The following is a 21,538-nucleotide window of genomic DNA, read 5'->3' as shown; positions in this document are numbered from 1 at the left end:
GAGCGAGGTTCTCCTGGCTGGGTCATAACTAAGGATTCAGCATTGTCAGGTTTTTTGCAAATAAACATAAGCACCCATGAGGGGCTGGGCTTGGTCCAGTCGCAAGGGCGCGCGGTGCACCTTGGCCCATTCCCAGCCGTACTCTGCGGCCAGCTTTTGCAAATAGGTCAAGGCGTGCGCATAACGCAAGCTGCTGTGCAGTTGCACTTCAAAACCCGGATCGGCCTCTTCAACGGTCAGGGCCAGCCAGCCGCCCGAACGCACGCGTGGGCTCAGGGCTTCAAAAACCGCCTCCAGCCAGCCCACATAAATGAACACATCGGCCGCCAGCACCAAATCGGCTGGCTCTGTGGTGTGCTGCATGAAGGCCACCAACTCTTGCGCATGCAGGCTGTCGTAAACCCCCAGCGCACGCGCCTTGGCCACCATGACCGAAGACAGGTCCACACCGGTCAAATGCTGGGCGCGGGGGCGGATCAAGGTGCCGCACAAACCGGTGCCGCAGCCCAAGTCCCATACCCGTTCAAAACGGGCCGCCGAGTCCGCGGGCAGGTGCTGCAACAGCACGCTGTGGCCTTGGTAACCCAGTTGCCCGACCAGGTGCGCCTCGAAGTCGTCGGCGTATTGGTCAAAGAGTTTTTCGACATAGGCCGCGGGCGCGTTCACCGAGGGCTGATCCGGGCTCAGGGCGGCCAAGTAATAGCGGTGCAATTCAGGGTCGGCCCCCAGCGCCAGCGCACGTTGGTAGTCCGCGATCGCTGCCTCGGTTTGCCCCATGTCACGCTGGGCATGGGCACGCTGGCTAAAAGCCTCGGCCAAGTTGGGGTCGTGCGCCAGCGCTTGGTCAAACGCCTGCACGGCTTGAGGCAGCTGCCCGGCATAAGCCAGGCATTGACCCCAGCGCAAACAAAACTCGGCGCCATCCGCGCCCAAAGCACGGGCTTTCTCATGGCTGTGCAGGGCTTGTGGCCATTGGCCCAACGCCATCTGCGTGACCCCCCAAGCCACCCAGGCATCGCTCTGCTGGCCATCGGCCGCCAAGGATTGGCGCAGGCATTCATCGGCCCGCTCAAAGCGACCCAACTGCACGCAGCTGGCACCCAGGTTCATCAACACCGACGGCCTGCCCGGTGCCAGCTGCAATGCCCGTTCAAAGAGGGATGCCGCCGCCTCAAATTGGTGGCGTTCAAACTGTTCAACGCCATCCAGAAAGGCCTGGCGGGCTTGTTCGAGTGAGGTGTCCATGCGCGCCAGTGTGACACAGGCTTTTTGACCTCAGGGGTGTGCCCATCCCGTGCAAGGCACAATGCTTTGCAACATGCGAACACCGGAGACACCATGAAAGAAACCCCCTACGCCTGGGTGGTGGTTTGGGCCACATTTGTGTGTCTGGCTGTGATCTTTGGGGTGTCGTATTCGTTCGCGGCGTTTTTTGAATCGTTCGCCGTCGAGTTCTCGGCGCAGCGGGCGGATGTGTCCTGGATTTTTGGCCTCTCGGGCTTTGTTTATTTTGTTCTGGGCGCAGGCGGCGGCATGCTGGCCGACCGCTTTGGGCCGCGCATCGTGTGCTCGGCGGGCATGGCCCTCATTGCGCTGGGCTTGCTGGCCACCAGTTGGGCCACGTCTTTGCTGGCGGTGTATGTGAGCTATGGCTTGTTGGTGGGCCTGGGCATCGCGCTGGTGTACACGCCTTCCATTGCCAGCGTGCAGCCCTGGTTCACCACCCGTCGGGGGCTGGCCGGGGGCATTGCCAGCTCGGGCGTGGGTGCGGGCACCTTGCTGGTGCCGGTGCTGGTGGCCATGGCGATTGGCCCCATGCCTTGGCGCGAAGCCATGCAGCTGCTGGCCTTGGGTGTGTTGGTGCTGGGCTTGTTGGCAGCGGCCTTGCTGCGGCTTGCACCTGCAGCACCGGCAACGGCTTCAGGTAGCACGGGTGCAGGCGGCTCGGCCACGGGCCTGAGTTTGCGCGAAACCTTGCGCAGCCCCACGTTTCGCTGGCTGTATCTGGCCACGGTGCTGGCCTCGCCGGTGATGTTCATTCCGTTCGCGCACGTGTCGGCTTCGGCGCGCGATCTGGGCCTGGGCGAGGCTTTTGCCGTGGGGCTGGTGGGCTTGATCGGTGTAGGCAGCCTGATCGGGCGCTTTGCCATTGGCTTGCTGGCCGACAGGCTGGGCCGGGCGCAGACGCTGGTGCTGATGCAGCTGTCCATGGGAGCGACTTATGCGCTGTGGGGCGCGGCGGGCGGGCAGGGCATGCTGGTGATTTTTGCCCTGTGGTTTGGCCTGAGTTATGGCAGCATCGTGTCGCTGCTGCCCGCCATTTGCATGGATTACTTTGGCGGCAAATCGGTGGCCAGCGTGGTGGGAACGCTCTACAGTGGCGCGGCCCTGGGTAACCTGTTGGGGCCTGTGCTGGCCGGGGCCGCATTTGACAGCAGCGGGCATTACCTGGGCGTGATGGCCGTGTGCGGCGTGTTGTCACTGATGGCCACCTGGGCCTCATGGCAGATGCAGCGCAGCGGGCAGGCCCGGTATTGAGCAAAAAAGAAGGACCACATGCACAACGATTTGCACGCGCTGCGGCGCATCCTCAAAAGTTACCGCACCCTCGCCGTGGTGGGCTTGTCGGCCGAGTGGCATCGGCCCAGCTATTTCGCGGCCAAGTACATGCAGTCTCACGGCTTCAAGATCGTGCCGGTCAACCCGCGTTATGCGGGCGGTGAGATCCTTGGTGAAACCTGCTTCGCCAGCTTGGGCGACATCCCCTTCAAAGTGGACATGGTCGATGTTTTTCGCCGCAGCGAAGACGTGCTGCCGATTGCTGAGCAGGCGGTGCAAGTCGGTGCGAAGTGCCTGTGGCAGCAACTGGGCGTCGCCAACCCCGAGGCCGACGCCTTGGCTCGGCAGGCTGGCATGGATTCGGTCACCAACCGCTGCGTCAAGATCGAACACGCCCGACTGTTTGGGGGTCTGAACTGGGTGGGCGTGAACACCGGCATCATCTCGGCGCGACGGCTGGTATAAAAAGACCATGACCGATCGCACATTCCACCCTGAGACCCTGGCCATCCACGCCGGGCAAATTCCCGATGCGGCCACCGGCGCACGCGCCTTGCCCATCTACCAAACCAGCAGCTTCGTGTTTGACAGCGCCGAGCACGCGGCATCGCTCTTCAACCTGCAGACCTTTGGCAATGTGTATTCGCGCTTGAGCAACCCCACGGTGGCGGTGCTCGAAGAGCGGGTGGCCGCACTCGAAGGCGGACGCGCAGCGGTGGCCTGTGCCTCGGGCATGGCGGCCGAGACCATGGCGCTGATGACCATCTTGCAAGCGGGGGACCATGTGGTGGCCGCTGGGGCTTTGTATGGTGGCTCGGTCACCCTGCTGGCCGTGAGTCTGGTCAAGTTCGGCATCGAGACCACCTTTGTGGATGCGACAAAACCCGAGGCCTTTGCCGCTGCCATGCGCCCCAACACCCGGGCGGTGTATGCCGAGAGTCTGGGCAACCCGAGCATGGTGGTGCTGGACATCGCTGCCGTGGCCGAGGTGGCCCACGCACATGGCGTGCCGCTCATCATCGACAACACCGTGCCCAGCCCCTTGCTATGCAACCCGCTTGCATTGGGCGCCGACATCGTGGTGCATTCGGCCACCAAATACCTCGCGGGCCACGGCACCACGCTGGGTGGCGTGGTGGTTGAAGGCGGTAAATTTCCCTGGGACAACGGCAAGTTCCCGGGCATGACGGAACCATCCAAGGGCTACCACGGGGTGAAGTTTTACGAGACCTTTGGTGACTTTGGTTTTTCCATGCGCTGCCGGATGGAAAGCCTGCGCGTGTTTGGCGCATCACTCAGCCCGATGAGCGCTTGGCAAATTTTGCAGGGCGTCGAGACCCTGCCACTGCGCATGCAAAAGCACTGCGACAACGCTTTGGGCGTGGCCAAATTTTTGCAAGCCGACCCGCGAGTGGCCTGGGTCAACTACCCCGGCCTGAGCGACCACCCACAACACGCCCTGATGCAACGCCAGATGCGCGGTGCCTCGGGCCTGCTGTCGTTTGGCGTCAAAGGTGGTCTGGACCAGGGCGTGAAGTTCATCGAATCGGCCCAGTTCATGAGCCACTTGGTCAACATCGGCGATACCCGCACCCTGATCAGCCACCCGGCCAGCACCACACACCGCCAGCTCGACGAGGCCCAGCAACTGGCCGCAGGGGTGCCGCCGGACATGGTGCGCATCTCGGTCGGCCTCGAGAACCTCAACGACATCCTGTGGGACATCGACCAGTCGCTGGACAAAGCGAGCTCGTGAATGCTTGTTGTCGGGGCTGAGGCCGCCGACCTACAGACCAGCCGCAGCCTGCTTGCGCATGCGCTCGGCCTGGAGCAAACCCAATCCGGCAGCCACCACCAAGGCAATGCCGCACCAAGCCAACAGGTTGGGCACATCGCCCCACATCAAGTAACCCAGCACCAGCGCCACCAACAGGCCGCTGTAGCGAAATGGCCCGATCACGCTCATGTCGCCCCAACGCATGCTGAGCGTGAGCAAGTGGTAACCCGCAGCCAGACACAGCGACGCGCCAAACAGCTGCCACATGTGCCGCGTCGCCATCGGCTTCCAGGGCTCAAACAGACTCCACACACCGGCCAACACAGTGACCATGATCGCCGTCGACAAGGTGATCAAAAGCGAAGGCACTTGCGCGGGCACCAGGCGCGTCAGAAAATCACGCCCCGCGTGCAGCGCCGCCGCAAACAAGCACAGCACGGCATAGGCATTGAAGTCCCCCATGCGCGGCTGCACCACCAAAAGCACACCCGCAAAGCCCAGCAAGATCAGCCCCCAGCGGCCCAGCGTGACCCGTTCGTGCAAAAAGAACACCGCCATCAGGGTCAGGAACAAGGGCCCCGCGAGATTGATGGCCGTGGCGTTGCCCAAAGGGATGTGAAACACCGCAGTGAGGTAGGTGAAGGACGCCAGGCTGTCGAGCACGGCGCGGGCAGGCACCGAGCGCGTCAATGTGGTGCGCCAGTGTTGCAGCTGACCCATCCACCCAGCCAAAGTCAGCAACAGCGCGGTGGTCATCACGCCGCGCACGAAGATCAGTTGCGGTGTGGACAGGTCGGCGCTGACCCATTTGACCAAGGCATCATTCACCACAAAAAACACCATCGCACCGGTCATGGTGACGATGCCACGCCGGTTGTGCTGGCTCATGCCGCCAGCCCTTGCAGAAACGGCAAGGCCTTGGCCAATAAGGTTTCAGGTGCCTCTTCGGCGATGTAATGGCCGCAGGGCAAGGCCTCGCCGCTGACATGATGGGCCACTTTCTGCCATTCCTTGATCGGATCAAAGCAGCGCTGCACCACGCCTTGCGCGCCCCACAGTACCTGAATAGGCATCTGAAGCCGTCGCCCCTGCCCGATGTCCTCCCGATCGTGGACCAGGTCAATGCCGGCAGCAGCCCTGTAGTCTTCGCACAACCCATGGGCTGCGCCCGGCAGGGCCAAGCAGCGCTGGTATTCGGCCAGGGCCCGCGGATCAAACGGAGCGAGCCCAGCGCTGCGCTTGCCCATCACATCGGTGACATAAGCCGCTGGGTTGGCCATGATCAAACGTTCGGGCAGGGGCTGTGGCTGGATCAAAAAGAACCAATGCCAATAGGCGCGTGCAAAGGCCTCGGTGGTCTGTTCGTACATGGCCAATGTGGGCGCGATGTCGAGCAGGGCCATGCGGCTGACCACTTGCGGGTGGTCCATGGCCAGCCGATGCGCCACCCGGGCGCCCCGGTCGTGGGCCAGCAGCGCAAAGCGCGCAAAACCCAAGCGCTGCATCAGACCCACCATGTCTTGCGCCATGCTGCGCTTGGCATAGGCGGCGTGGTCTGGCCCGCCTTCGGGCTTGGACGAATCACCGTAGCCACGCAAATCGGCCGCCACGACGGTGAAGTGTTGCGCCAGCGTGGGGGCCACTTTGTGCCAAATGGCCAAGGTTTGGGGGTGGCCGTGCAGCAAGAGCAGGCCGGGCCCCTGTCCACCGACCATGGCTGACATCGAAATGCCGGGGCTGACCTCCAGCAGGTGGTGGGCAAAACCGGGAAACAAAGGCAAGGCGGGGTGATTCATGGGCAGTATTTTTTCCTGAAGGCCATTATTGCCCTGTGAGGGCCTGTCGCCTGTGACCTGTGAGACCCACATTGGACGAAAGCTGGGACGGGCGAGCGCTTAAACTTCCAACTTTGATCCCAACACAAGGAAGACCCCATGGGCGCGCAATGGAAAGCCAAAGGCAAAGCACAAGCCGCAGACGCCAGAGGTAAATTGTTTGGCCGCTTGGCCAAAGACATCATGATCGCCGCCCGCAACGGCGCTGACCCGGCAGCCAACTCGCGCCTGCGCCTGGTGGTTGAACAAGCCCGCAAGGTGTCCATGCCCAAGGAAACGCTGGAGCGCGCCATCAAGAAGGGCGCGGGTCTGCTGGGTGATGCCGTGAGCTTTGACCGCGTGATTTACGAAGGCTTCGCGCCGCACCAAGTGCCGGTGATGATCGAGGTGCTGACCGACAACGTGAACCGCAGCGCCTCTGAAATGCGCGTGCTGTTTCGCAAGGGCCAGCAAGGCACTTCGGGCTCGGTGTCGTGGGACTTTGACCATGTGGGCATGATCGAAGCCGAACCCACCCAAGCCGGGGCTGACCCTGAACTGGCCGCCATCGAAGCGGGCGCGCAAGATTTTGAGCCCGCCGACGAAGACGGCGTGACGGTGTTCATCACCGAAGCCACCGACCTGGACCTGGTCAGCCGCGCCCTGCCCGAACACGGCTTCACCGTGGTGTCTGCCAAGCTGGGCTACAAACCCAAGAACCCGGTCGACCCGGCCAACCTGAGCGCCGAACAACTCGAAGAAGTCGAAGCTTTTTTGGGCGCGGTCGACAACAACGACGATGTGCAAAACGTGTTTGTGGGTTTGCTGGGCTGATGCCTTTCCATTTTTTCAGGAGTTCTGCATGTTTTCATCCCTGAGTTTTCGCCGCGTGGGCTTGACCGCATCTGTCATGGTGGCTGTGGCCGCCAGCAGCACCGCCCTGGCCCAAGCCTGGCCACAGCGCCCGATCAAAGTCGTGATTCCCTTCCCACCCGGTGGGCCCAGTGACCTGGTCATGCGCACAGCGGCCGAAAGGATTTTGGCCAACCTCAAGCAACCCATCGTGATCGAGAACCAACCCGGCGCGGGTGGCAACATCGGCGCGGCCAACGTGGCGCGTGCCGCGCCCGATGGCTACACCTTTTTGTTCGCAACCGACACCCTGCTCACCGTGAACCCGCATGTGTACAAATCCATGCCCTTCAAGCTCGACGATTTGAAGCCCATCAGCGTGTTGTCTTCGTTCAGCCAAACCTTGGTGTGCAACCCTTCGTTGGGTGTCAAAACAGTGTCCGAGCTGATCGCCAAATCCAAAACCTCGCCCTTGAGCTATGCCTCGGGCGGCGCCGGTGTGCCGGGGCATTTGTCCACCGAGTTGCTTCTGAGCATGACCGGCATGCAGATGACGCACATCCCCTACAAAGGCCCAGCCCCCGCCATGCAAGACGTGCTGGCCAACCAGGTGCCTTGCGGTTTGCTGGCCGGGCCCACGGTGCTGCCCCATGTGCGTTCGGGCAAGTTAACGGCGCTGGCGGTGTCGGGCCAGGCGCGCTCGCCCTCTTTGCCAGAAGTGCCCACCATCGAGGAAGCCGGGGTGAAAGGTTACGAGGCCGACTTCAGCCTGATCTTGATCGCCCCCAAACAAGTGCCCGATGACATCGTGGCCAAATTCCGCCAAGCAGTGGTCGACGCGCTGCGCAACCCAGAGGCCACCGAGCGGCTCAAGGCCTCCGACCAGATCGTGATTGGCAGCACGCCCGAGCAGGCGGTCGTCAAAGTGGCCAAGGACTTTGCCAAATGGGGCGCCGTGTCGCGCAAGATCGGGTTGAGTCTGGACTGAACCGGGCGGGGTCAGGGCCGCTCTCGTTACAGCGGTCCATGGCCCGCGTTGCCAGGTCATGGGTGCACACGCACCAGCGTACTCCATCAAGCTTGATCAGCACCCTCGGAATGACTGGAATGGTGCACTCTATACAAATCACAACTTCCCTCCTATTCAAGGCCGTATTCTCTTCGATGGCAGTTATGACACCATTATCTGGAATGATGTCAAAGGCGAACTGTTTTACCCAGCCATGAATATGTATGCCAACTGGATCAACGACAAATCTGGCAACCCGTCAATCTGGCGCACGACCAATGGGACTTCAAGCAATAAGGCTTGACGCCTGCGGGGTAGACGCTCATTTGTTTTGCAGTGGCCATGGCCACAGGCGGCGCTGGCCCAGTCGTGCAATTACAGATTGTCCTGAGGCCAAACCTTTCAGGGATTGACGCTTCCGCCCCTAACGGTAAACCTCACGCCGATTACCGATGCGCAGCACGCGCACCAAGATTTTTTGGTCTTGGATGTCGCAGATGATCCGCCAGTCGCCCACGCGGTATTTCCAATAATTGCCCAAGCGCTGACCCGAGAGGGCCTCACCGATGTCGCGTGGATTGGTCAAGCTGCTGACACGTGTGCGCAGAAAACCCACCAGCCGGATTTGGATGGGCTTGTCAATTTTGCGCAGGTCTTTGAGAGCGTCCGGGTCAAACTCAATTTGCCAGGCCAAGCTCGCGCTCCACGTCTTCCAGCGAAATGGTGTTGCGGTTCTGGCGGGCGCGGGCCTCGGCCAAGAAATAGTCTTCGAGGTCGTCGATGTGTTCGAGGATGGCTTCTCGCACCAGAGCGGTTTTGGTCATTCCGGTCTCTTGGGCCAATTGACCCAAGCGTGCTTCGATGTTTTCGGGCAGGCGGATGGCAAGCATGACTTTTTCCCTTTGATTGGTTGCTATACAAGTATAGCCAGTCCATTCACTGTGTGGCGGTGGCGCCGCACGCGCAGCGAGTTAAAGCGTCATCAGTCACAAACAAGCCGTCTCTTTTGCACGGCCAGCGCCAGCACGTCCAGCACCGGTACGGTCTGCGCAAAGCTGATGCAGGCGTCGGTGATGGACACGCCGTGGGCCAGCGGCTGGCCTTCTTTCAGATCTTGTCGGCCTTCGTTCAAGTGGCTTTCGATCATCAAACCCATGATGCGGCGGTCCCCGCCTGCCACTTGAGCGGCCACATCCTGCGCCACCTCAATTTGTTTGGCGTGCTGTTTGCTGCTGTTGGCGTGCGACACGTCCACCATGACTTGCGGCGCAATGCCTGAGGCCTCCAGCGCCTTGCACGCGGCATCCACATCGGCAGCTGAATAGTTGGGCGCTTTGCCGCCGCGCAAGATGATGTGCACGTCTTGGTTGCCGCGTGTCTCAAAGATCGCAGCTTGGCCCATTTTGGTCATGCCCATGAAGGCGTGCGAGGCTTTGGCCGCCACCACCGCATCTGCGGCCACTTTGATGCCGCCGTCGGTGCCATTCTTGAAGCCCACCGGGCACGACAGGCCGCTGGCCAGTTGGCGGTGGCTTTGGCTTTCGGTGGTGCGGGCACCAATCGCGCCCCAAGTCACCAGATCACTGATGAACTGCGGGCTCAGCAAGTCCAAGAATTCGGTGGCCACGGGCAGGCCGACGTCGAGGATGTCCAGCAACAATTGGCGCGCCATCTCCAGCCCCTGGTTCATGGCAAAACTGCCGTCCAGGTGCGGGTCGTTGATGTAGCCCTTCCAGCCTACGGTGGTGCGCGGCTTTTCAAAGTAAACGCGCATCACGATCTGCAGATCTTGGGCGTGCTTGTCGGCTTCGACCTTGAGCAGCTTAGCGTAAGCGATGGCCTGGTCGTGGTCATGGATAGAGCACGGTCCGACCACCACGACCAAGCGGTCGTCTTGACCCTGCAACACCTTTGAAATATCCAAGCGTGAACGCTCCACCAAGGCCAAGTGCGCAGGCAATGCGGGCAGACGCTCCTCCAGGAGGGCGGGGGTCATGAGGGGGCGCACCGAGGCAATTCGGGTGTCGTCGATGCGGGTTTTGTCTTGGGTGGGAAGCATGGGTTTGAGTCAGCGCAAAATTTGGTGGGCCAGAAAAACAAGCCCGTATTAAAACGCAGGCACGCTTTCTCGGCCCCCACGGGCCGGCAAGCCCACTTTCACTCGTCACTTTCCCCCGCTCATTTGGGCCCTTTGGTGTGCGGTCACAATGGACCGCATGAAACGCCTTTACGCCTATTTTTTCCGCGGCCTGATCACTTTCTTGCCGGTCGGGCTCACGGTCTACGTGCTTTTTTTGTTCGTGACCTGGGTCGAGGGTTTGGCCATGCAGATGCTGCGCCCGTTCACGGGTGAGTTTTACCTGCCCGGCTTGGGTATTGTGCTGGGCACCGGGTTGATTTTAGTGCTGGGGTTTTTGGTGTCGCAGCCTTTCATGAAGCTGGTGCTGGGTTGGGTGGAACTGCCCTTCACCAACTTGCCGCTGGTCAAAAGCATTTACTCCTCGCTCAAAAGCTTTGCCGATTATTTTTCGCCACACGAGCGCGATGCACAACAGGTGGTGCTGCTGAAAAAGCCGGACAGCGACATGTCGATCATCGGTCTGGTCACACGCCAAAACCTGACGGACCTGCCACTGGACGCACACACCCGCCAACACGTGGCCGTTTACTTGCCCATGGGCTACATGATTGGTGGCTACACCGTGTTTGTGCCGCGTGAATGGGTGCAAGTGCTGGACATGTCGGTGGAAGAGGCGATGCGCTCTTCATTGACGGCCTGGATGGGCAACACCAAACCGACAAACTCAGACTGAGGCTTGAAGTTTTGGACGACAAGCCCCATCCAAGCGACAACGGGCTGGTCTAAAAATGGCCACTCAGCTTTTCCAGGCTTTGATTGCGAAAATCGCTGGGGCTGGCACCGGTGTGCTCTTTGAACAATCGGCTGAAGTGGGAGGGGTTGCCAAACCCCCATGAGACCGCGATGTCGGTGATGGGGCGGGCCTTGGGTGTGCTGGCTTGAAGGTCTTTGATGCAAGCCTCCAGGCGCATGCGCTGGATGTAAGCCGCCACCGATTCGCCCTCGCCCTCAAAGGCGTTGTACAAGTGCCTGCGGCTGCAATTGAGGGCTCGCGCTATGCCGTCCACACTCAAGTCAGGATCTCTGAGGTACTTGTGAACATGCTGTCTGATCCTGTCGCGCAAAGCCTCGCGCTGGGTCATGGCGGTTTCTTGACCCGCCAATTCAGACAAGGAGAGTTTGACCAAGTCAATGATCAAGTCGCCCGCACCTTGCGCGGCGCTGTCACTCATGTAGGGCAGCTCTAAGTAGGTGTTGCGCATCGCCTCCAAGGCCACGCGCGATATCCCGCCTGAGCCCAGACGCCGGGCCATCAAACCGTCCAAGCGCAAACCTCTTTGGGCCGCTTGGTCTTTGGGGACCATGACAATCAAATGCTCAACGCGGCTGGGATTGGCCACTTCATAGGCGGTGGTGGTGTCGTAGATCACCCAGCCGCCCACGTCGGCCTTGGCTTCGCGCTGCATTTGATGCACCTGCGCGTGGCCCTGCCAGGGGGCCACGATTTTCAAATAGGGCACCTCACTGGTTCGGGCCATCTGTGGGGTTCTGACCACCCGGTGCCTGGAAGCCTCCAGCTTGGTCAAAATGACTTGACCCGCACGGGAGGTGTGCATGTGCCCATCGAAAACCGTGTCGCCGTAAAGGTCGGATTGCAAGCCCCCGAATTGCTGCGTGATCCATTCCGACCACTGGCCCATCCTGTCTTTGACAGGCAATGCGTCGGTGGACATGGACAGGGTTTTGGACATGGGGTTTTGGCTCAAAAAACCATTATGGACAAGCACGAAATTCCCCTCAAAGCCCAAGATTGAGGGATTACCCGTATATCCGTGCGCTTGCCCAGATGAAAACAGTGCACAAATTGCACAGCACGCTTGGGATTAAACCTGTAAGTTACGGCGTGGTTTTCTTTCACTCAACAGGGTCTGAGCAGATCCATCATCAGGAGACAAAACATGACGACACGTCGACAAATGATTCAAGGTGCCGCAGCCTTGGGTGCTGCTTCGCTGGCGCCCGCCCTGCGTGCGCAGGCCAAGCCTGTGCGCATCGGTTACGCCATGGCCCGCACAGGCCCATGGACTGGGGGCGCTCAAGTCAGTCAAGAGCCGAACTACCTGCTCTGGGCCGAACAAGTCAATGCAGCCGGTGGTTTGGATGTCAAAGGCGTCAAACGCCCCATCGAGTTGATCAGCTCAGACGACCGCAGCGATGTGGAAACCTGTGTTCGAACTTATGAAAAGCTCATGGGATCGGACAAAGTCGATCTGGTCTTGCCACCTTGGGGCAGCAACGCCAACTTTGCCGTGGCGCCTTTGGCCAACCGTTTTGGCTACCCGTTTTTGGCACCCACGGCCTTGAGCCGAAAACTGGTCGAGATGAAGTTGCCCTACTTCTTCTTGCTGCTGCAGCAACCTGCACCCATGACCAATGCCTTGGTCGAGATGTTCAAGGCCAACGGCGTCAAAACCATTGCCTGCATTTATGTGGACGATCTGTTTGGCCTTGAAAACTACGCCGCCTTGAAGGTTGCATTGCAAGGCAGTGGCATCCAAATGGTGGAAGAAAAAAGCTACCCCGGCGGCGTGAAAGACTTGTCGCCAGTTTTGCGCGCCATCAAGGACAAAAACCCAGATGCGTTCGTGGGCTTCACCTACCCACCCGACACCATCTTGGCCAGCCGCCAGTCCAAAGAGGTGGGCTTCAACCCCAAGTTTTTCTACGCCTCGGTGGGCACCGCCTTCCAGTTGTACCGCAACGTCATGACCCCTGCCGGCGCTGAGGGCGTCTTGGGCATGGGCTCTTGGAACGCCAAAACCAGCCCCGGTGCCAAGGCTTACTTTGACGCACATACCAAAAAGTATGGCGGTAAAGAACCCGACCGTTGGGCCAGTGGCCACACATGGGCTGGCTTGGAGATCCTGACTGCAGGCGTCAAGCAAGTGGGCCTCGATAAAAAGGCGTTGCGTGATTACATCGCCAACACCAACCACAAGACCATCATTGGTGACGTGAAGTTCACAGGCAGTGAAAACACGGCCACACCAGGCACGGTCAGCCAATGGCAAAACGGCGAATTTGAGGTGGTCTGGCCACCCAAATTGGCCACAGCCAAGCTCAACACCAACAAACCCGTCTGGAAGTAAGCCGTGTCGATCACCGCCTGGATGGAGCTCATTGCCAGTGGCTTGATCACTGGCGGTATCTACGCATTGGTGGCGCTGGGGCTGAATCTTCAATACGGCCTCATGCGCATTCTCAACATTGCGCACGGTGAATTCTTGATGGTGGGGGCCTACCTCACCTGGATGGTTCAGACCCAGTTTGGCTTGTCACCTTTGCTCATGTTGCCCGTGTCGTTTGGGGTGCTGATGTTGGTGGGCTTGGTGGTGCACTGGCTGTGCTTCAGGCGCCTCAATGCCACATCGCCGACCCTGGACATCTTCGAAGCCCGGGGCCTGATGGTGGCTTTTGGCCTGATGTTCCTGATCCAAAACATGGTCTCGGCGATTTGGGGGGGTGAGCTTCGGGGCTATGACTTCATGACCGACCCGGTGGCCATGGGGGGTGCCCAATTTGCTGGCAACAAGCTGCTGGTGTTTGCCATGGCCTTGGTTTTCAGCCTGGGCTTGATGGTCGTTTTACGGAAAACCTTGCTGGGCAAAGGGGTCCGGGCGCTGATGCAATCGCAAGTGGGTGCGCAATTGGTGGGCATCAACACGCGCACTTTGCACCCCTTGATGTTCGGCATCGGCCTGGGCCTGTCTGGTTTGGCCGGTTGCTTGCTCTCGATGGCATACACCATCTCGCCCTCCATGGGCGAGCCTTACACCGTGACCGCATTGATCGTCATCACCTTGGGCGGGTTTGGCAGCATGGGCGGCGCACTGGCGGGTGGCCTGATGTTGGGCGTGATTGAAGCGCTGGGCATGCACTTCACCAACCCGTCGCTCAAGGCCCTGCTTTCTTATGTCGTCTTCATTGGTGTTTTGTTGTTTCGTCCAAGAGGGCTTTTTGCAAAATGAACTCCAAGAACTTGTTGTGGCGTGATGTGCTGGTGCTGTTTGGCTTGACAGGCTGGGCCTTGGCATTGCCAGGCTATGGCAGCGAATTTGCCATGTCGATGGCGCTGACGTGCCTCATGTATGTCGCCTTGTCGACCAGCTGGGGGTTTTTCTGCGGCGCCTCGCGCTACTTGTCCTTGGCCACTTCCGCCTTTTTTGGCTTGGGCGCCTACACCACCGCCATGAACTTGGACACCTTGCCTTGGGCCAGTGCCATTGCGCTGGGTTCGGGTGTGGCTGCGGCCGTGGCTGTCGTGATGGGCCTGGGCGTGTTGCACCTGCGGGGCACTTACTTTGCCGTGCTGACCTTTGGCATGGCCGAGTTGATTCGCCACGCCATCAGCTATTACGAAAAGTCGGTGCATGGCACCGTGGGTCGGGTATTGACCACCGTGCCCGAGATGAACACCATTTATCACACCGTTTTGTTGCTGGCCGTGATCTCGGTGGGCCTGTCGATCGGCTTGCGTCGGACCCGTTTTGGCTTGGCGCTGCTGGGCATTGGCGGGGACGAGCAACGGGCGCAAACCTTGGGGGTCAACACGCGGTGGATCAAGGTGGCCGGTTTTGCCTTTACTGCGGCGGTGGCCGGTGGCGTGGGCGCTGCCATGGCGGTGCGCTGGACCTACATTGACCCGCACACGGCGTTCAATCCGTTCATTGGTTTTCAAACGGTTTTGATTGCCTTGATTGGTGGCGCCATGACCATCTGGGGGCCTTTGATTGCCGCGATTGTGTTCAGCATCTTGGCCGAGACCCTGCGCCTGCAAGCGCCTCAGATTTACATGATGACCCTCGGCTTTTTGCTGATCCTCAGTGTCCTTTATTTGCCTGGGGGCCTGGCTTCACTGCGCTGGCAGACCTTCAAAGATTGGCGCACCGATACCCGCCAATGGTGGAAAGATCTGCGCTACGACTTGAGCGGGGACAAAGCGCGAGACAAAAAACGCGCCAAGGAGAGACGCATTGTCGGCACCTAAAAACATACTGCTGCGCGCACAAGACATCACTGTGCGTTTTGGCGGACTGACCGCCGTGGATGCAGTGAGTGTGGACATCCAAGCCGGTGAATTGGTGGGGATCATGGGGCCCAACGGCGCTGGCAAAACCACCTTCTTCAATGCCATCTCGGGTGTCACACCACTCACAGCTGGGCAACTTTCAATTGAGGGCAAATCCCTGGCGGGTGCTGCACCCCACAGCTTTGCGGCACGCGGTTTGGCCAGAACCTTTCAGACCCCTCGCGTCTTTGCCGACTTGAGCGTCAGCGAAAACATCCGCTTTGGCTTGCAGTTCGCAGGGCGCAGACCGCGCAAATACATTTTTTGGGGCGAAGAAATCGGCGTGCCATGGGCACTGCGTGATGTCAGCAGCATCTTGTCGGTGATCGGGCTGTCGCAACTGGCCGATTTGCCAGCAGCGGCCATCACACCCTCACAGCAACGCATCTTGGAAATCGGCATGGCCTTGTCGACACGTCCGCGAATTTTGCTGCTCGATGAAGTGGCCGCAGGGCTGACTGAAATTGAAGTGGAAGAAATGGCCCGGCTGATTCGTCGGCTGCGTGACGAACTCGATTTGTCGGTCATCTGGATCGAGCATGCCGTGAAGATATTGCTCAAGCATGTCGAGCGGGTGATCGTTCTTCACCAAGGCAAAAAGATCGCCGACGGCAGGCCCTCGGAAGTGGTTCAGAACAAAGAAGTCATTGAAGCTTATTTGGGTGACGAAATGGTCAACGCTTCGGAGGGATTGGCATGATGTGGTATCGCCCTCAGCCCTTTGTCTTGGGTGGATCAGGAAAAGCCCAACTCAAGGTGCGCGGTTTGTCTGCGGGGTATGGCCCCTTTGAAGTGGTTCGCAATTTGAACTTTGACGTTTTGCCTGGCTTGACAGTGATTTTGGGTCCGAATGGCGCAGGCAAAACCACCTTGTTGCGCGCCCTGTCCGGCCAAATTCCGATGCGTGGCGAGGTCTTGTTCAACGGCGATGACTTGCCCGAAAAAGCCCATGAGATCGTTCAGGCCGGCGTGGCCTTGGTCCCTGAAGGTCGGCAACTTTTCCCCCAAATGACCGTTCAAGAAAATCTTGAACTGGGCGGTTGGCTGCAGTCGGCTGCGGACCGCCAGGCCCGCATGAGTGCTGTGATGGATGACTTTCCCAAACTGCGTGAACGCTTCAACCAACTGGCCGGCACGATGAGTGGTGGCGAACAACAAATGGTGGCCATTGCCCGCGCCATGATGTCCGCGCCCAAGCTCTTGATGCTGGACGAACCGTCTTTGGGCTTGGCACCCCGCATGGTCGATGAATTGCTGCAAATGACCCGGCGCATTGCCGACAGCGGCACCACGGTTTTGATGGTGGAGCAAAACGTCAGAAAAGCGCTGGCGGTGGCCGACCGGGGCTACGTCATTGAGCGCGGCAGTTTGGTGGCGCATGGGTCGTCGCAATTGCTGGCGCGCTCCAGTGTCATCCGTGAGGCTTATCTGGGTGCGGCATCCAGCGACACACGCTCCGCATCCCAAGCCCTTGAAAAAACCGTTCGTTCCGTCTGATTCTTCATTTTCCAGGAGTGCATTTCCATGTCCGATATGTCCATGCTCATCAATGGCCTCAAGGTCACAGCCGAAAACAACGCCACCTTTGAACGGCGCAACCCTTTGGATGGCACCGTGGCCACCCGCGCACCCGCTGCATCGACAGCGGACGCGATCATGGCGGTTGAAGCGGCTGCCGAAGCCTTTAAAACTTGGAGTGAAACAGGCCCCAACGAAAGAAGAGCCTTGTTGCTCAAAGCGGCCGAAAAACTGGAAGCGAAAACACCGGATTTCATCGAAGCGGTTCCCGCCGAAACCGGCGCCACGGGCATGTGGGCGGGCTTCAATGTGTTTTTGGCTGCGGGCATGATCCGCGAAGCCGCATCACTGACCACCCAAGTCTCGGGTGAAGTGATTCCTTCGGATGTGCCAGGCAGTCTGGCCATGGGCATTCGCCAACCGGCAGGTGTGGTGCTGGGCATTGCCCCTTGGAACGCCCCTGTCATTTTGGGCGTGCGTGCCATCGCCACCCCATTGGCATGCGGCAACACGGTCATCCTCAAGGGGTCTGAGAACTGCCCCAAAACGCACCAGCTGATTGTGGAAGCTTTTCAAGAAGCCGGCTTCCCAGCAGGTGTGGTGAACTACATCACCAATGCCCCTGCAGATGCCGGCGCCGTGGTGGAGGCCATGGTCTCTCACCCCGCGGTTCGCCGCGTGAACTTCACGGGGTCGACCAAGGTCGGAAAAATCATCGCACAAACTTGCGCCAAATACCTCAAACCCGTGATCCTGGAGCTGGGGGGCAAGGCGCCCATGGTGATCTTGGATGATGCCGACATCGACGACGCGGTGAATGGCGCGACATTTGGCTCTTTTGCCAACAGCGGCCAGATTTGCATGAGCACAGAACGCATCATCGTCGATGAAAAAATTGCCGACGAGTTCGTCAAGCGCTTTGCCAACAAAGCCAGCAACTTGCCCCTTGGCGACCCTCGCAAGCCCGAGCCTGTGGTCTTGGGCAGCGTGATTGGCATGGGCACCGTCGATCATTGCAACGGCCTGATCGACGATGCACTGGCCAAGGGCGCCAAGCTGCTGTGTGGCGGCAAATCGACCGACACGCTCATGCCTGCGACTCTGCTGGACCATGTGACCCCGGCCATGCGCATCTACCGCGAAGAGAGTTTTGCACCCGTCAAGGCCATTGTTCGCGTCAAAGGTGTTGAGGAGGCCATCGCTTGCGCCAACGACAACGAATACGGCCTGTCTTCATCGGTGTTTGGAAAAGACATTGCCCGGGCCTTCAACGTGGCACGCAAGATCGACTCTGGCATTTGCCACGTCAACGGCCCCACCGTGCACGATGAAGCACAAATGCCTTTTGGCGGCGTCAAAGGCAGTGGCCACGGCCGATTTGGTGGCAAAGCGGGCATCCACGAATTCACAGAATTGCGCTGGATCACCATTCAAACCACGCCTCGCCACTACCCCTTCTGATCGGGTTCGGTAAAGACCGGGTGACGCCTTGAACCCTCAAGGCGTCCATTTTTGGATGACCATGAATTTGACCTTGCCACCCCCCACACTTGAACACCTGTGCGATCTGGCCGTGACCATCGCTGCGCCTGTGGAGGTGGGTCAAACACCTGCCGGCTTGCGCCGCATGATCCCCATCACGGGCGGCACCGTGACGGGCCCCCGGGTCAACGGCAAAGTGCTGGCCGGTGGTGCCGACTTTCAGTTGATCTTGGGCGGTGGCACGCAGGCCCATTTGGATGCGCGCTATGTCATCGAGCTCGACGACGGCAGCCGTGTGTTTGTGCAAAACACCGCTTTGCGCGTGGCCTCGCTCGAGAACTCTCGACGCATCATGAACGGCCAACCCGTCAACCCGGACGAGGTTTACTTCCGCTGCCAACCCAAGCTCGAAGCCACCTCACCGCCATGGGCTTGGCTGAGCGAAAGCCAGTTCATCGGCGTTGGCCGCCGCGCGCCCGATGGGGTGTTCATGAGCTTTTACCGGGTGTGCTGAGGCCTTGGGCTGGCCTTGATCACCCAAACCGCCTTGGCGAATAGGGCGTTGGGTCGACGCAAATGGGCTCGCCACACACCATTTCGGCGAGCAAGCGGCCTGACACCGGGCCCATGGTGAAACCTTGGTGCGCATGACCAAAGTTGAACCACAGCCCGGGGTGGCGCGGCGCCGGGCCGATCACGGGCAGCATGTCGGCAACGCAAGGACGCGCGCCGAGCCAAGGCGGCTCGGGCAGGGGCTGGCCTAAATCGATCAATTGCCGCGCCAAGGCTTCGGCCTTGGCCAGTTGCACCGGCGTGGGTGCGGCATCGATGGGCGCAAACTCGGCACCGGTGGTCAGTCGCAAGCCACGCTGCATGGGTGCCAGCACATAGCCACGCTCGGCGTCAAGCACGGGTTGCCGCAACGGGGCGGGTGGTGTGTAGTGCTGGTGATAACCGCGCTTGATGAAAAGAGGAAATCGGTAGCCCAGTGTGCGGATCAAGCCATCGGACCAAGGGCCCAGGGCCAGCACAGCATGCACAGCGTGCACCGGGCCATCGGTGGTGTTCACCGACCAGCCCGCGCCTTGCGCCTGCAAACTGGCCGCGTCACCCGTCATCAGACAGCCGCCACGCGCCTCAAACAGGTCGGCATAGCGCTGCACCAAAGCACCCGGGTCATTCACAGTCCATGTGTCGAGCCAGTGGACGGCGCCCGCTAGTGGCCTGTGCAAAGCAGGCTCGGCCTGCGCGAGCTGGGCGGCGTTTTCTGCTTGGAAGCGCACACCGAAACGTGCCAGCAAATCTTCGGCCCGTTGTGCCGCTTTGTCGAAGGCCTCGGGCGTGCGAAAAACATAGCGGTAACCTTCATGCCCCACCAAATCCTGCGCGCCTGCGGCCGCGATCAATGGGGCATGCGCATTGTTGGAGTGGGCAATCAGGCGGCTGTAGGCCGCAGTGGCCACGGCATGGCGCAAAGGATGCGAATGGTGCAGATAGCCCAGCAGCTCTTTGCCCATTTGCCACAGACCTTGAGCGTGCCAATGCACCTTGGCACCGCGCCCCAAAGCCACATCCAGCAAAAAGCTGGGCTCCCGCGGAAAAGGGTAGGGCTCGACCGCTTCGCGCTGGATCAAACCCGCATTGCCCATGGACGTTTCTAGGCCTGGCGCACGCCGATCCACCAGCACCACCTCGAACCCGCGTTGCTGCAAATGCAATGCGGTGGAAATGCCGACCATGCCCGCGCCCAAAACAAGAACCGATGAAGCCATACCGATGAATACCGCTTGAACAACGAAGTTGGAAGCGCGCTGACATGAGCCGATAAGCGCCACTTTGAATCAGTATAGAGACGATGTCAGCCCCGTCTATTAGCAACAACCAGACCCCCAAAAAACCGCTGGCAAAGGCAACGCAAGCGACTGCAGCCTCGGGTCTGGCCTGTTAGGCTTGTGGCTCTTTGGATTGGAGCTTGAAGATGAAACACCACGGATTTGATACTGCGGTCGCCTGGCAGAAGTCACGGCGTTCATGGCTTTTGGCCTGCGCTGGGTTGTTGGCAGGTGTCTGGGGCTTGCAGGCCAACCCCGCTTTGGCTCAAGAATTCCCGCCCAAAAAGAACATCACCATGGTGGTGGGCTTTGTGGCGGGGGGTGCGGCCGACATGGGCGCCCGCATCATCGCCAAACGTTTGGGCGAGAACCTGGGCATTTCGGTCACCGTGGAGAACAAAGCCGGGGCTGGGGGCAACATTGCGCACCAATTCACCGCCAGCGGCCCAGCCGATGGCAGTGTGTTGTTGTTGGGCTCGGTGGGCCCCTTGGCGATTGCACCGCACCTGATGAAACTGCCTTACGACCCCGTCAAAGATTTGGCGCCATTGACCATGGCGGTCAACTTCCCGAACGTGCTGGTGGTTCACGCAGGTGCTGGCATCAAGACTTTTTCGGAGTTTTTGGCCAGCGCACGCAAGAGCCCTGGCACGATCACCTTCGCATCAACAGGTCCAGGCTCTGCCTCCCATTTGGCGGGTGAATTGGTCAACGACATGGCCAATTTGGACACCGTACACGTGCCCTACAAAGGGGGTGCGGCTGCACTTCAAGACGTATTGGGTGGCCGTGTGACCGGTTGGTACGCCACGATGGCTACAGCCGCACCGCACATTGAATCGGGCAGGCTGATTCCGCTGGCCAGCACAGGGGCTCAACGCGTAGCCAGCTTGCCCAAAGTGCCGACGATTGCCGAATCAGGTTTAACGGGTTTCAACGCCACCAACTGGTACGCCTTTGTGGCCTCGTCCAAGGTGCCCAAGCCGCTGCTTGACCGATGGAACTCAGAGCTTGTCAAAGTGCTGACCACGCCCGATGTGGTGGACCAGCTCAACAAACACGGTTTGACCCCCATGCCGGGCAGCCGAGATGAATTGGCACGCTACATGGCCGCCGACAGTGCCATGTGGGGCCGGGTCATCCGTGAGCGCAAGATCGTGGCGGAATGAACTGGCCTGTCAGCCTTGCGAAAAGAATGACTTGAGGGCTTGGCTACAATAAGCGCATTCTTGTTTCGGGGTACCCCATGTCTGCTCACAACGACTCTCACACATCCGACGATCCCGTGGAAAACGTGGTCAAGCACATTCCCGTGGTCATTCCAGCCGCTGGTGCAGTGCTGATTTTCTTGCTGGCGTTCATTGCCATCTTCATGGCCTGAAGCTGCTTGAAATCGGTGGTGCGCTGATCGCTCAGCCTCACCTTCAAAACAAAACCCGCAACAGCTCGCGCTTTGCGGGTTTTGTTTTGTGCGCACCGGCCCGGTC

Annotated in this window: 24 protein-coding genes; 16 read left to right on the top strand and 8 right to left on the bottom strand. The window is 59.9% G+C overall.

Annotation, left to right across the window (positions count from 1 at the left end):
- Window positions 1-45: 45 nt before the first annotated feature.
- Complete coding sequence (locus tag Q1M54_RS01015; protein WP_300552634.1) at window positions 46-1,245, bottom strand: tetratricopeptide repeat protein; 1,200 nt, start codon at window positions 1,243-1,245, stop codon at window positions 46-48.
- Window positions 1,246-1,338: 93 nt separating this feature from the next.
- Between Q1M54_RS01015 and Q1M54_RS01010 the strand changes: the two genes are divergently transcribed.
- The 3 genes from Q1M54_RS01010 to Q1M54_RS01000 are packed head-to-tail and all read left to right on the top strand — an operon-like array spanning window position 1,339 to window position 4,315.
- Window positions 1,339-2,538, top strand: coding sequence for an MFS transporter (locus Q1M54_RS01010; protein WP_300552632.1), 1,200 nt, complete (start codon window positions 1,339-1,341; stop codon window positions 2,536-2,538).
- A gap of 18 nt (window positions 2,539-2,556) precedes the next feature.
- Complete coding sequence (locus Q1M54_RS01005; protein ID WP_300552629.1) at window positions 2,557-3,024, top strand: CoA-binding protein; 468 nt, start codon at window positions 2,557-2,559, stop codon at window positions 3,022-3,024.
- A 7-nt stretch (window positions 3,025-3,031) separates the two neighbouring features.
- Window positions 3,032-4,315: an O-acetylhomoserine aminocarboxypropyltransferase/cysteine synthase family protein gene (locus Q1M54_RS01000; RefSeq protein WP_300552626.1), complete on the top strand. Its 1,284-nt coding sequence runs from the start codon at window positions 3,032-3,034 to the stop codon at window positions 4,313-4,315.
- 30 nt (window positions 4,316-4,345) lie between these two features.
- On the opposite strand, the gene Q1M54_RS00995 is transcribed toward Q1M54_RS01000, so the two are convergent.
- Both Q1M54_RS00995 and Q1M54_RS00990 read right to left on the bottom strand, forming a co-directional pair.
- On the bottom strand, window positions 4,346-5,224 hold the full coding sequence (locus tag Q1M54_RS00995; protein WP_300552623.1) for a DMT family transporter: 879 nt from the start codon (window positions 5,222-5,224) through the stop codon (window positions 4,346-4,348).
- Window positions 5,221-6,060, bottom strand: a complete 840-nt coding sequence (locus Q1M54_RS00990) for an alpha/beta hydrolase (protein WP_300552809.1) — start codon at window positions 6,058-6,060, stop codon at window positions 5,221-5,223. Before Q1M54_RS00990 ends, Q1M54_RS00995 begins: the two co-directional genes overlap by 4 nt.
- Window positions 6,061-6,270: 210 nt before the next feature.
- Between Q1M54_RS00990 and Q1M54_RS00985 the strand changes: the two genes are divergently transcribed.
- From Q1M54_RS00985 to Q1M54_RS00975, 3 genes are read left to right on the top strand one after another with little or no spacing between them, the layout of a single operon-like run.
- Complete coding sequence (locus tag Q1M54_RS00985; protein WP_300552621.1) at window positions 6,271-6,984, top strand: YebC/PmpR family DNA-binding transcriptional regulator; 714 nt, start codon at window positions 6,271-6,273, stop codon at window positions 6,982-6,984.
- Between the two features lie 28 nt (window positions 6,985-7,012).
- A complete protein-coding gene (locus Q1M54_RS00980; protein WP_300552618.1) occupies window positions 7,013-7,990 on the top strand; it encodes a tripartite tricarboxylate transporter substrate binding protein in 978 nt (325 codons plus the stop codon).
- A gap of 58 nt (window positions 7,991-8,048) precedes the next feature.
- Window positions 8,049-8,315 (top strand): hypothetical protein, encoded by a 267-nt coding sequence (locus Q1M54_RS00975; protein WP_300552616.1) that lies wholly within the window; start codon window positions 8,049-8,051, stop codon window positions 8,313-8,315.
- Window positions 8,316-8,435: 120 nt separating this feature from the next.
- Here Q1M54_RS00975 and Q1M54_RS00970 read toward each other — a convergent pair whose 3' ends face one another.
- The 3 genes from Q1M54_RS00970 to Q1M54_RS00960 all read right to left on the bottom strand — a co-directional run bounded on the left by Q1M54_RS00970 (window position 8,436) and on the right by Q1M54_RS00960 (window position 10,070).
- On the bottom strand, window positions 8,436-8,705 hold the full coding sequence (locus Q1M54_RS00970) for a type II toxin-antitoxin system RelE/ParE family toxin (RefSeq protein ID WP_300552613.1): 270 nt from the start codon (window positions 8,703-8,705) through the stop codon (window positions 8,436-8,438).
- The gene (locus Q1M54_RS00965; protein ID WP_300552610.1) at window positions 8,689-8,901 is read right to left on the bottom strand and encodes a DUF6290 family protein; all 213 of its coding nucleotides are present in this window, start codon (window positions 8,899-8,901) and stop codon (window positions 8,689-8,691) included. The genes Q1M54_RS00970 and Q1M54_RS00965 overlap by 17 nt, the downstream gene beginning before the upstream one ends.
- A 92-nt stretch (window positions 8,902-8,993) precedes the next feature.
- On the bottom strand, window positions 8,994-10,070 hold the full coding sequence (locus tag Q1M54_RS00960; RefSeq protein WP_300552608.1) for a 3-deoxy-7-phosphoheptulonate synthase: 1,077 nt from the start codon (window positions 10,068-10,070) through the stop codon (window positions 8,994-8,996).
- A gap of 157 nt (window positions 10,071-10,227) precedes the next feature.
- Between Q1M54_RS00960 and Q1M54_RS00955 the strand changes: the two genes are divergently transcribed.
- The gene (locus tag Q1M54_RS00955; RefSeq protein WP_300552607.1) at window positions 10,228-10,824 is read left to right on the top strand and encodes a DUF502 domain-containing protein; all 597 of its coding nucleotides are present in this window, start codon (window positions 10,228-10,230) and stop codon (window positions 10,822-10,824) included.
- A 49-nt stretch (window positions 10,825-10,873) separates the two neighbouring features.
- Here Q1M54_RS00955 and Q1M54_RS00950 read toward each other — a convergent pair whose 3' ends face one another.
- On the bottom strand, window positions 10,874-11,842 hold the full coding sequence (locus Q1M54_RS00950; protein WP_300552605.1) for a helix-turn-helix domain-containing protein: 969 nt from the start codon (window positions 11,840-11,842) through the stop codon (window positions 10,874-10,876).
- Window positions 11,843-12,049: 207 nt separating this feature from the next.
- On the opposite strand from Q1M54_RS00950, the gene Q1M54_RS00945 reads away from it, so the two are divergent.
- From Q1M54_RS00945 to Q1M54_RS00915, 7 genes are all read left to right on the top strand, one after another.
- Entirely contained in the window at window positions 12,050-13,240 is a 1,191-nt protein-coding gene (locus tag Q1M54_RS00945) for an amino acid ABC transporter substrate-binding protein (RefSeq protein ID WP_300552603.1), read from the top strand.
- Between the two features lie 3 nt (window positions 13,241-13,243).
- Window positions 13,244-14,119, top strand: coding sequence for a branched-chain amino acid ABC transporter permease (locus Q1M54_RS00940; protein ID WP_300552600.1), 876 nt, complete (start codon window positions 13,244-13,246; stop codon window positions 14,117-14,119).
- Window positions 14,116-15,138 carry a branched-chain amino acid ABC transporter permease gene (locus tag Q1M54_RS00935; RefSeq protein ID WP_300552597.1) on the top strand — a complete coding sequence of 341 codons (1,023 nt, stop codon included), beginning with the start codon at window positions 14,116-14,118 and terminating at the stop codon, window positions 15,136-15,138. The genes Q1M54_RS00940 and Q1M54_RS00935 overlap by 4 nt, the downstream gene beginning before the upstream one ends.
- Entirely contained in the window at window positions 15,125-15,919 is a 795-nt protein-coding gene (locus Q1M54_RS00930) for an ABC transporter ATP-binding protein (RefSeq protein ID WP_300552594.1), read from the top strand. Before Q1M54_RS00935 ends, Q1M54_RS00930 begins: the two co-directional genes overlap by 14 nt.
- Entirely contained in the window at window positions 15,916-16,716 is an 801-nt protein-coding gene (locus Q1M54_RS00925) for an ABC transporter ATP-binding protein (protein WP_300552591.1), read from the top strand. Before Q1M54_RS00930 ends, Q1M54_RS00925 begins: the two co-directional genes overlap by 4 nt.
- A 27-nt stretch (window positions 16,717-16,743) precedes the next feature.
- The gene (locus Q1M54_RS00920; protein ID WP_300552588.1) at window positions 16,744-18,198 is read left to right on the top strand and encodes an aldehyde dehydrogenase; all 1,455 of its coding nucleotides are present in this window, start codon (window positions 16,744-16,746) and stop codon (window positions 18,196-18,198) included.
- Window positions 18,199-18,259: 61 nt separating this feature from the next.
- Window positions 18,260-18,733 carry a DUF3237 domain-containing protein gene (locus Q1M54_RS00915; protein WP_366146236.1) on the top strand — a complete coding sequence of 158 codons (474 nt, stop codon included), beginning with the start codon at window positions 18,260-18,262 and terminating at the stop codon, window positions 18,731-18,733.
- A gap of 19 nt (window positions 18,734-18,752) precedes the next feature.
- On the opposite strand, the gene Q1M54_RS00910 is transcribed toward Q1M54_RS00915, so the two are convergent.
- The gene (locus Q1M54_RS00910; RefSeq protein WP_300552583.1) at window positions 18,753-19,991 is read right to left on the bottom strand and encodes an FAD-dependent oxidoreductase; all 1,239 of its coding nucleotides are present in this window, start codon (window positions 19,989-19,991) and stop codon (window positions 18,753-18,755) included.
- Window positions 19,992-20,197: 206 nt separating this feature from the next.
- On the opposite strand from Q1M54_RS00910, the gene Q1M54_RS00905 reads away from it, so the two are divergent.
- On the top strand, window positions 20,198-21,220 hold the full coding sequence (locus Q1M54_RS00905) for a tripartite tricarboxylate transporter substrate binding protein (RefSeq protein WP_300552581.1): 1,023 nt from the start codon (window positions 20,198-20,200) through the stop codon (window positions 21,218-21,220).
- Window positions 21,221-21,297: 77 nt separating this feature from the next.
- Window positions 21,298-21,432 (top strand): hypothetical protein, encoded by a 135-nt coding sequence (locus Q1M54_RS00900; protein ID WP_019427308.1) that lies wholly within the window; start codon window positions 21,298-21,300, stop codon window positions 21,430-21,432.
- The last annotated feature ends 106 nt before the right edge of the window (window positions 21,433-21,538 follow it).

This window comes from Limnohabitans sp. Rim8, assembly GCF_943326455.1.
Lineage (GTDB): Bacteria > Pseudomonadota > Gammaproteobacteria > Burkholderiales > Burkholderiaceae_C > Limnohabitans_A.
Note: the sequence above shows the minus strand (reverse complement) of the source record. Positions and strands in the feature narration are given on the sequence as shown.

Bases quoted from the DNA above. Each gene is read 5' to 3' on its own strand.
- Q1M54_RS01015 (WP_300552634.1), bottom strand. From the start codon at position 1,245: ATGGACACCTCACTCGAACAAGCCCGCCAGGCCTTTCTGGATGGCGTT.
- Q1M54_RS01010 (WP_300552632.1), top strand. From the start codon at position 1,339: ATGAAAGAAACCCCCTACGCCTGGGTGGTGGTTTGGGCCACATTTGTG.
- Q1M54_RS01005 (WP_300552629.1), top strand. From the start codon at position 2,557: ATGCACAACGATTTGCACGCGCTGCGGCGCATCCTCAAAAGTTACCGC.
- Q1M54_RS01000 (WP_300552626.1), top strand. From the start codon at position 3,032: ATGACCGATCGCACATTCCACCCTGAGACCCTGGCCATCCACGCCGGG.
- Q1M54_RS00995 (WP_300552623.1), bottom strand. From the start codon at position 5,224: ATGAGCCAGCACAACCGGCGTGGCATCGTCACCATGACCGGTGCGATG.
- Q1M54_RS00990 (WP_300552809.1), bottom strand. From the start codon at position 6,060: ATGTCAGCCATGGTCGGTGGACAGGGGCCCGGCCTGCTCTTGCTGCAC.
- Q1M54_RS00985 (WP_300552621.1), top strand. From the start codon at position 6,271: ATGGGCGCGCAATGGAAAGCCAAAGGCAAAGCACAAGCCGCAGACGCC.
- Q1M54_RS00980 (WP_300552618.1), top strand. From the start codon at position 7,013: ATGTTTTCATCCCTGAGTTTTCGCCGCGTGGGCTTGACCGCATCTGTC.
- Q1M54_RS00975 (WP_300552616.1), top strand. From the start codon at position 8,049: ATGGGTGCACACGCACCAGCGTACTCCATCAAGCTTGATCAGCACCCT.
- Q1M54_RS00965 (WP_300552610.1), bottom strand. From the start codon at position 8,901: ATGCTTGCCATCCGCCTGCCCGAAAACATCGAAGCACGCTTGGGTCAA.
- Q1M54_RS00960 (WP_300552608.1), bottom strand. From the start codon at position 10,070: ATGCTTCCCACCCAAGACAAAACCCGCATCGACGACACCCGAATTGCC.
- Q1M54_RS00955 (WP_300552607.1), top strand. From the start codon at position 10,228: ATGAAACGCCTTTACGCCTATTTTTTCCGCGGCCTGATCACTTTCTTG.
- Q1M54_RS00950 (WP_300552605.1), bottom strand. From the start codon at position 11,842: ATGTCCAAAACCCTGTCCATGTCCACCGACGCATTGCCTGTCAAAGAC.
- Q1M54_RS00945 (WP_300552603.1), top strand. From the start codon at position 12,050: ATGACGACACGTCGACAAATGATTCAAGGTGCCGCAGCCTTGGGTGCT.
- Q1M54_RS00935 (WP_300552597.1), top strand. From the start codon at position 14,116: ATGAACTCCAAGAACTTGTTGTGGCGTGATGTGCTGGTGCTGTTTGGC.
- Q1M54_RS00925 (WP_300552591.1), top strand. From the start codon at position 15,916: ATGATGTGGTATCGCCCTCAGCCCTTTGTCTTGGGTGGATCAGGAAAA.
- Q1M54_RS00920 (WP_300552588.1), top strand. From the start codon at position 16,744: ATGTCCGATATGTCCATGCTCATCAATGGCCTCAAGGTCACAGCCGAA.
- Q1M54_RS00915 (WP_366146236.1), top strand. From the start codon at position 18,260: ATGAATTTGACCTTGCCACCCCCCACACTTGAACACCTGTGCGATCTG.
- Q1M54_RS00910 (WP_300552583.1), bottom strand. From the start codon at position 19,991: ATGGCTTCATCGGTTCTTGTTTTGGGCGCGGGCATGGTCGGCATTTCC.
- Q1M54_RS00905 (WP_300552581.1), top strand. From the start codon at position 20,198: ATGAAACACCACGGATTTGATACTGCGGTCGCCTGGCAGAAGTCACGG.
- Q1M54_RS00900 (WP_019427308.1), top strand. From the start codon at position 21,298: ATGTCTGCTCACAACGACTCTCACACATCCGACGATCCCGTGGAAAAC.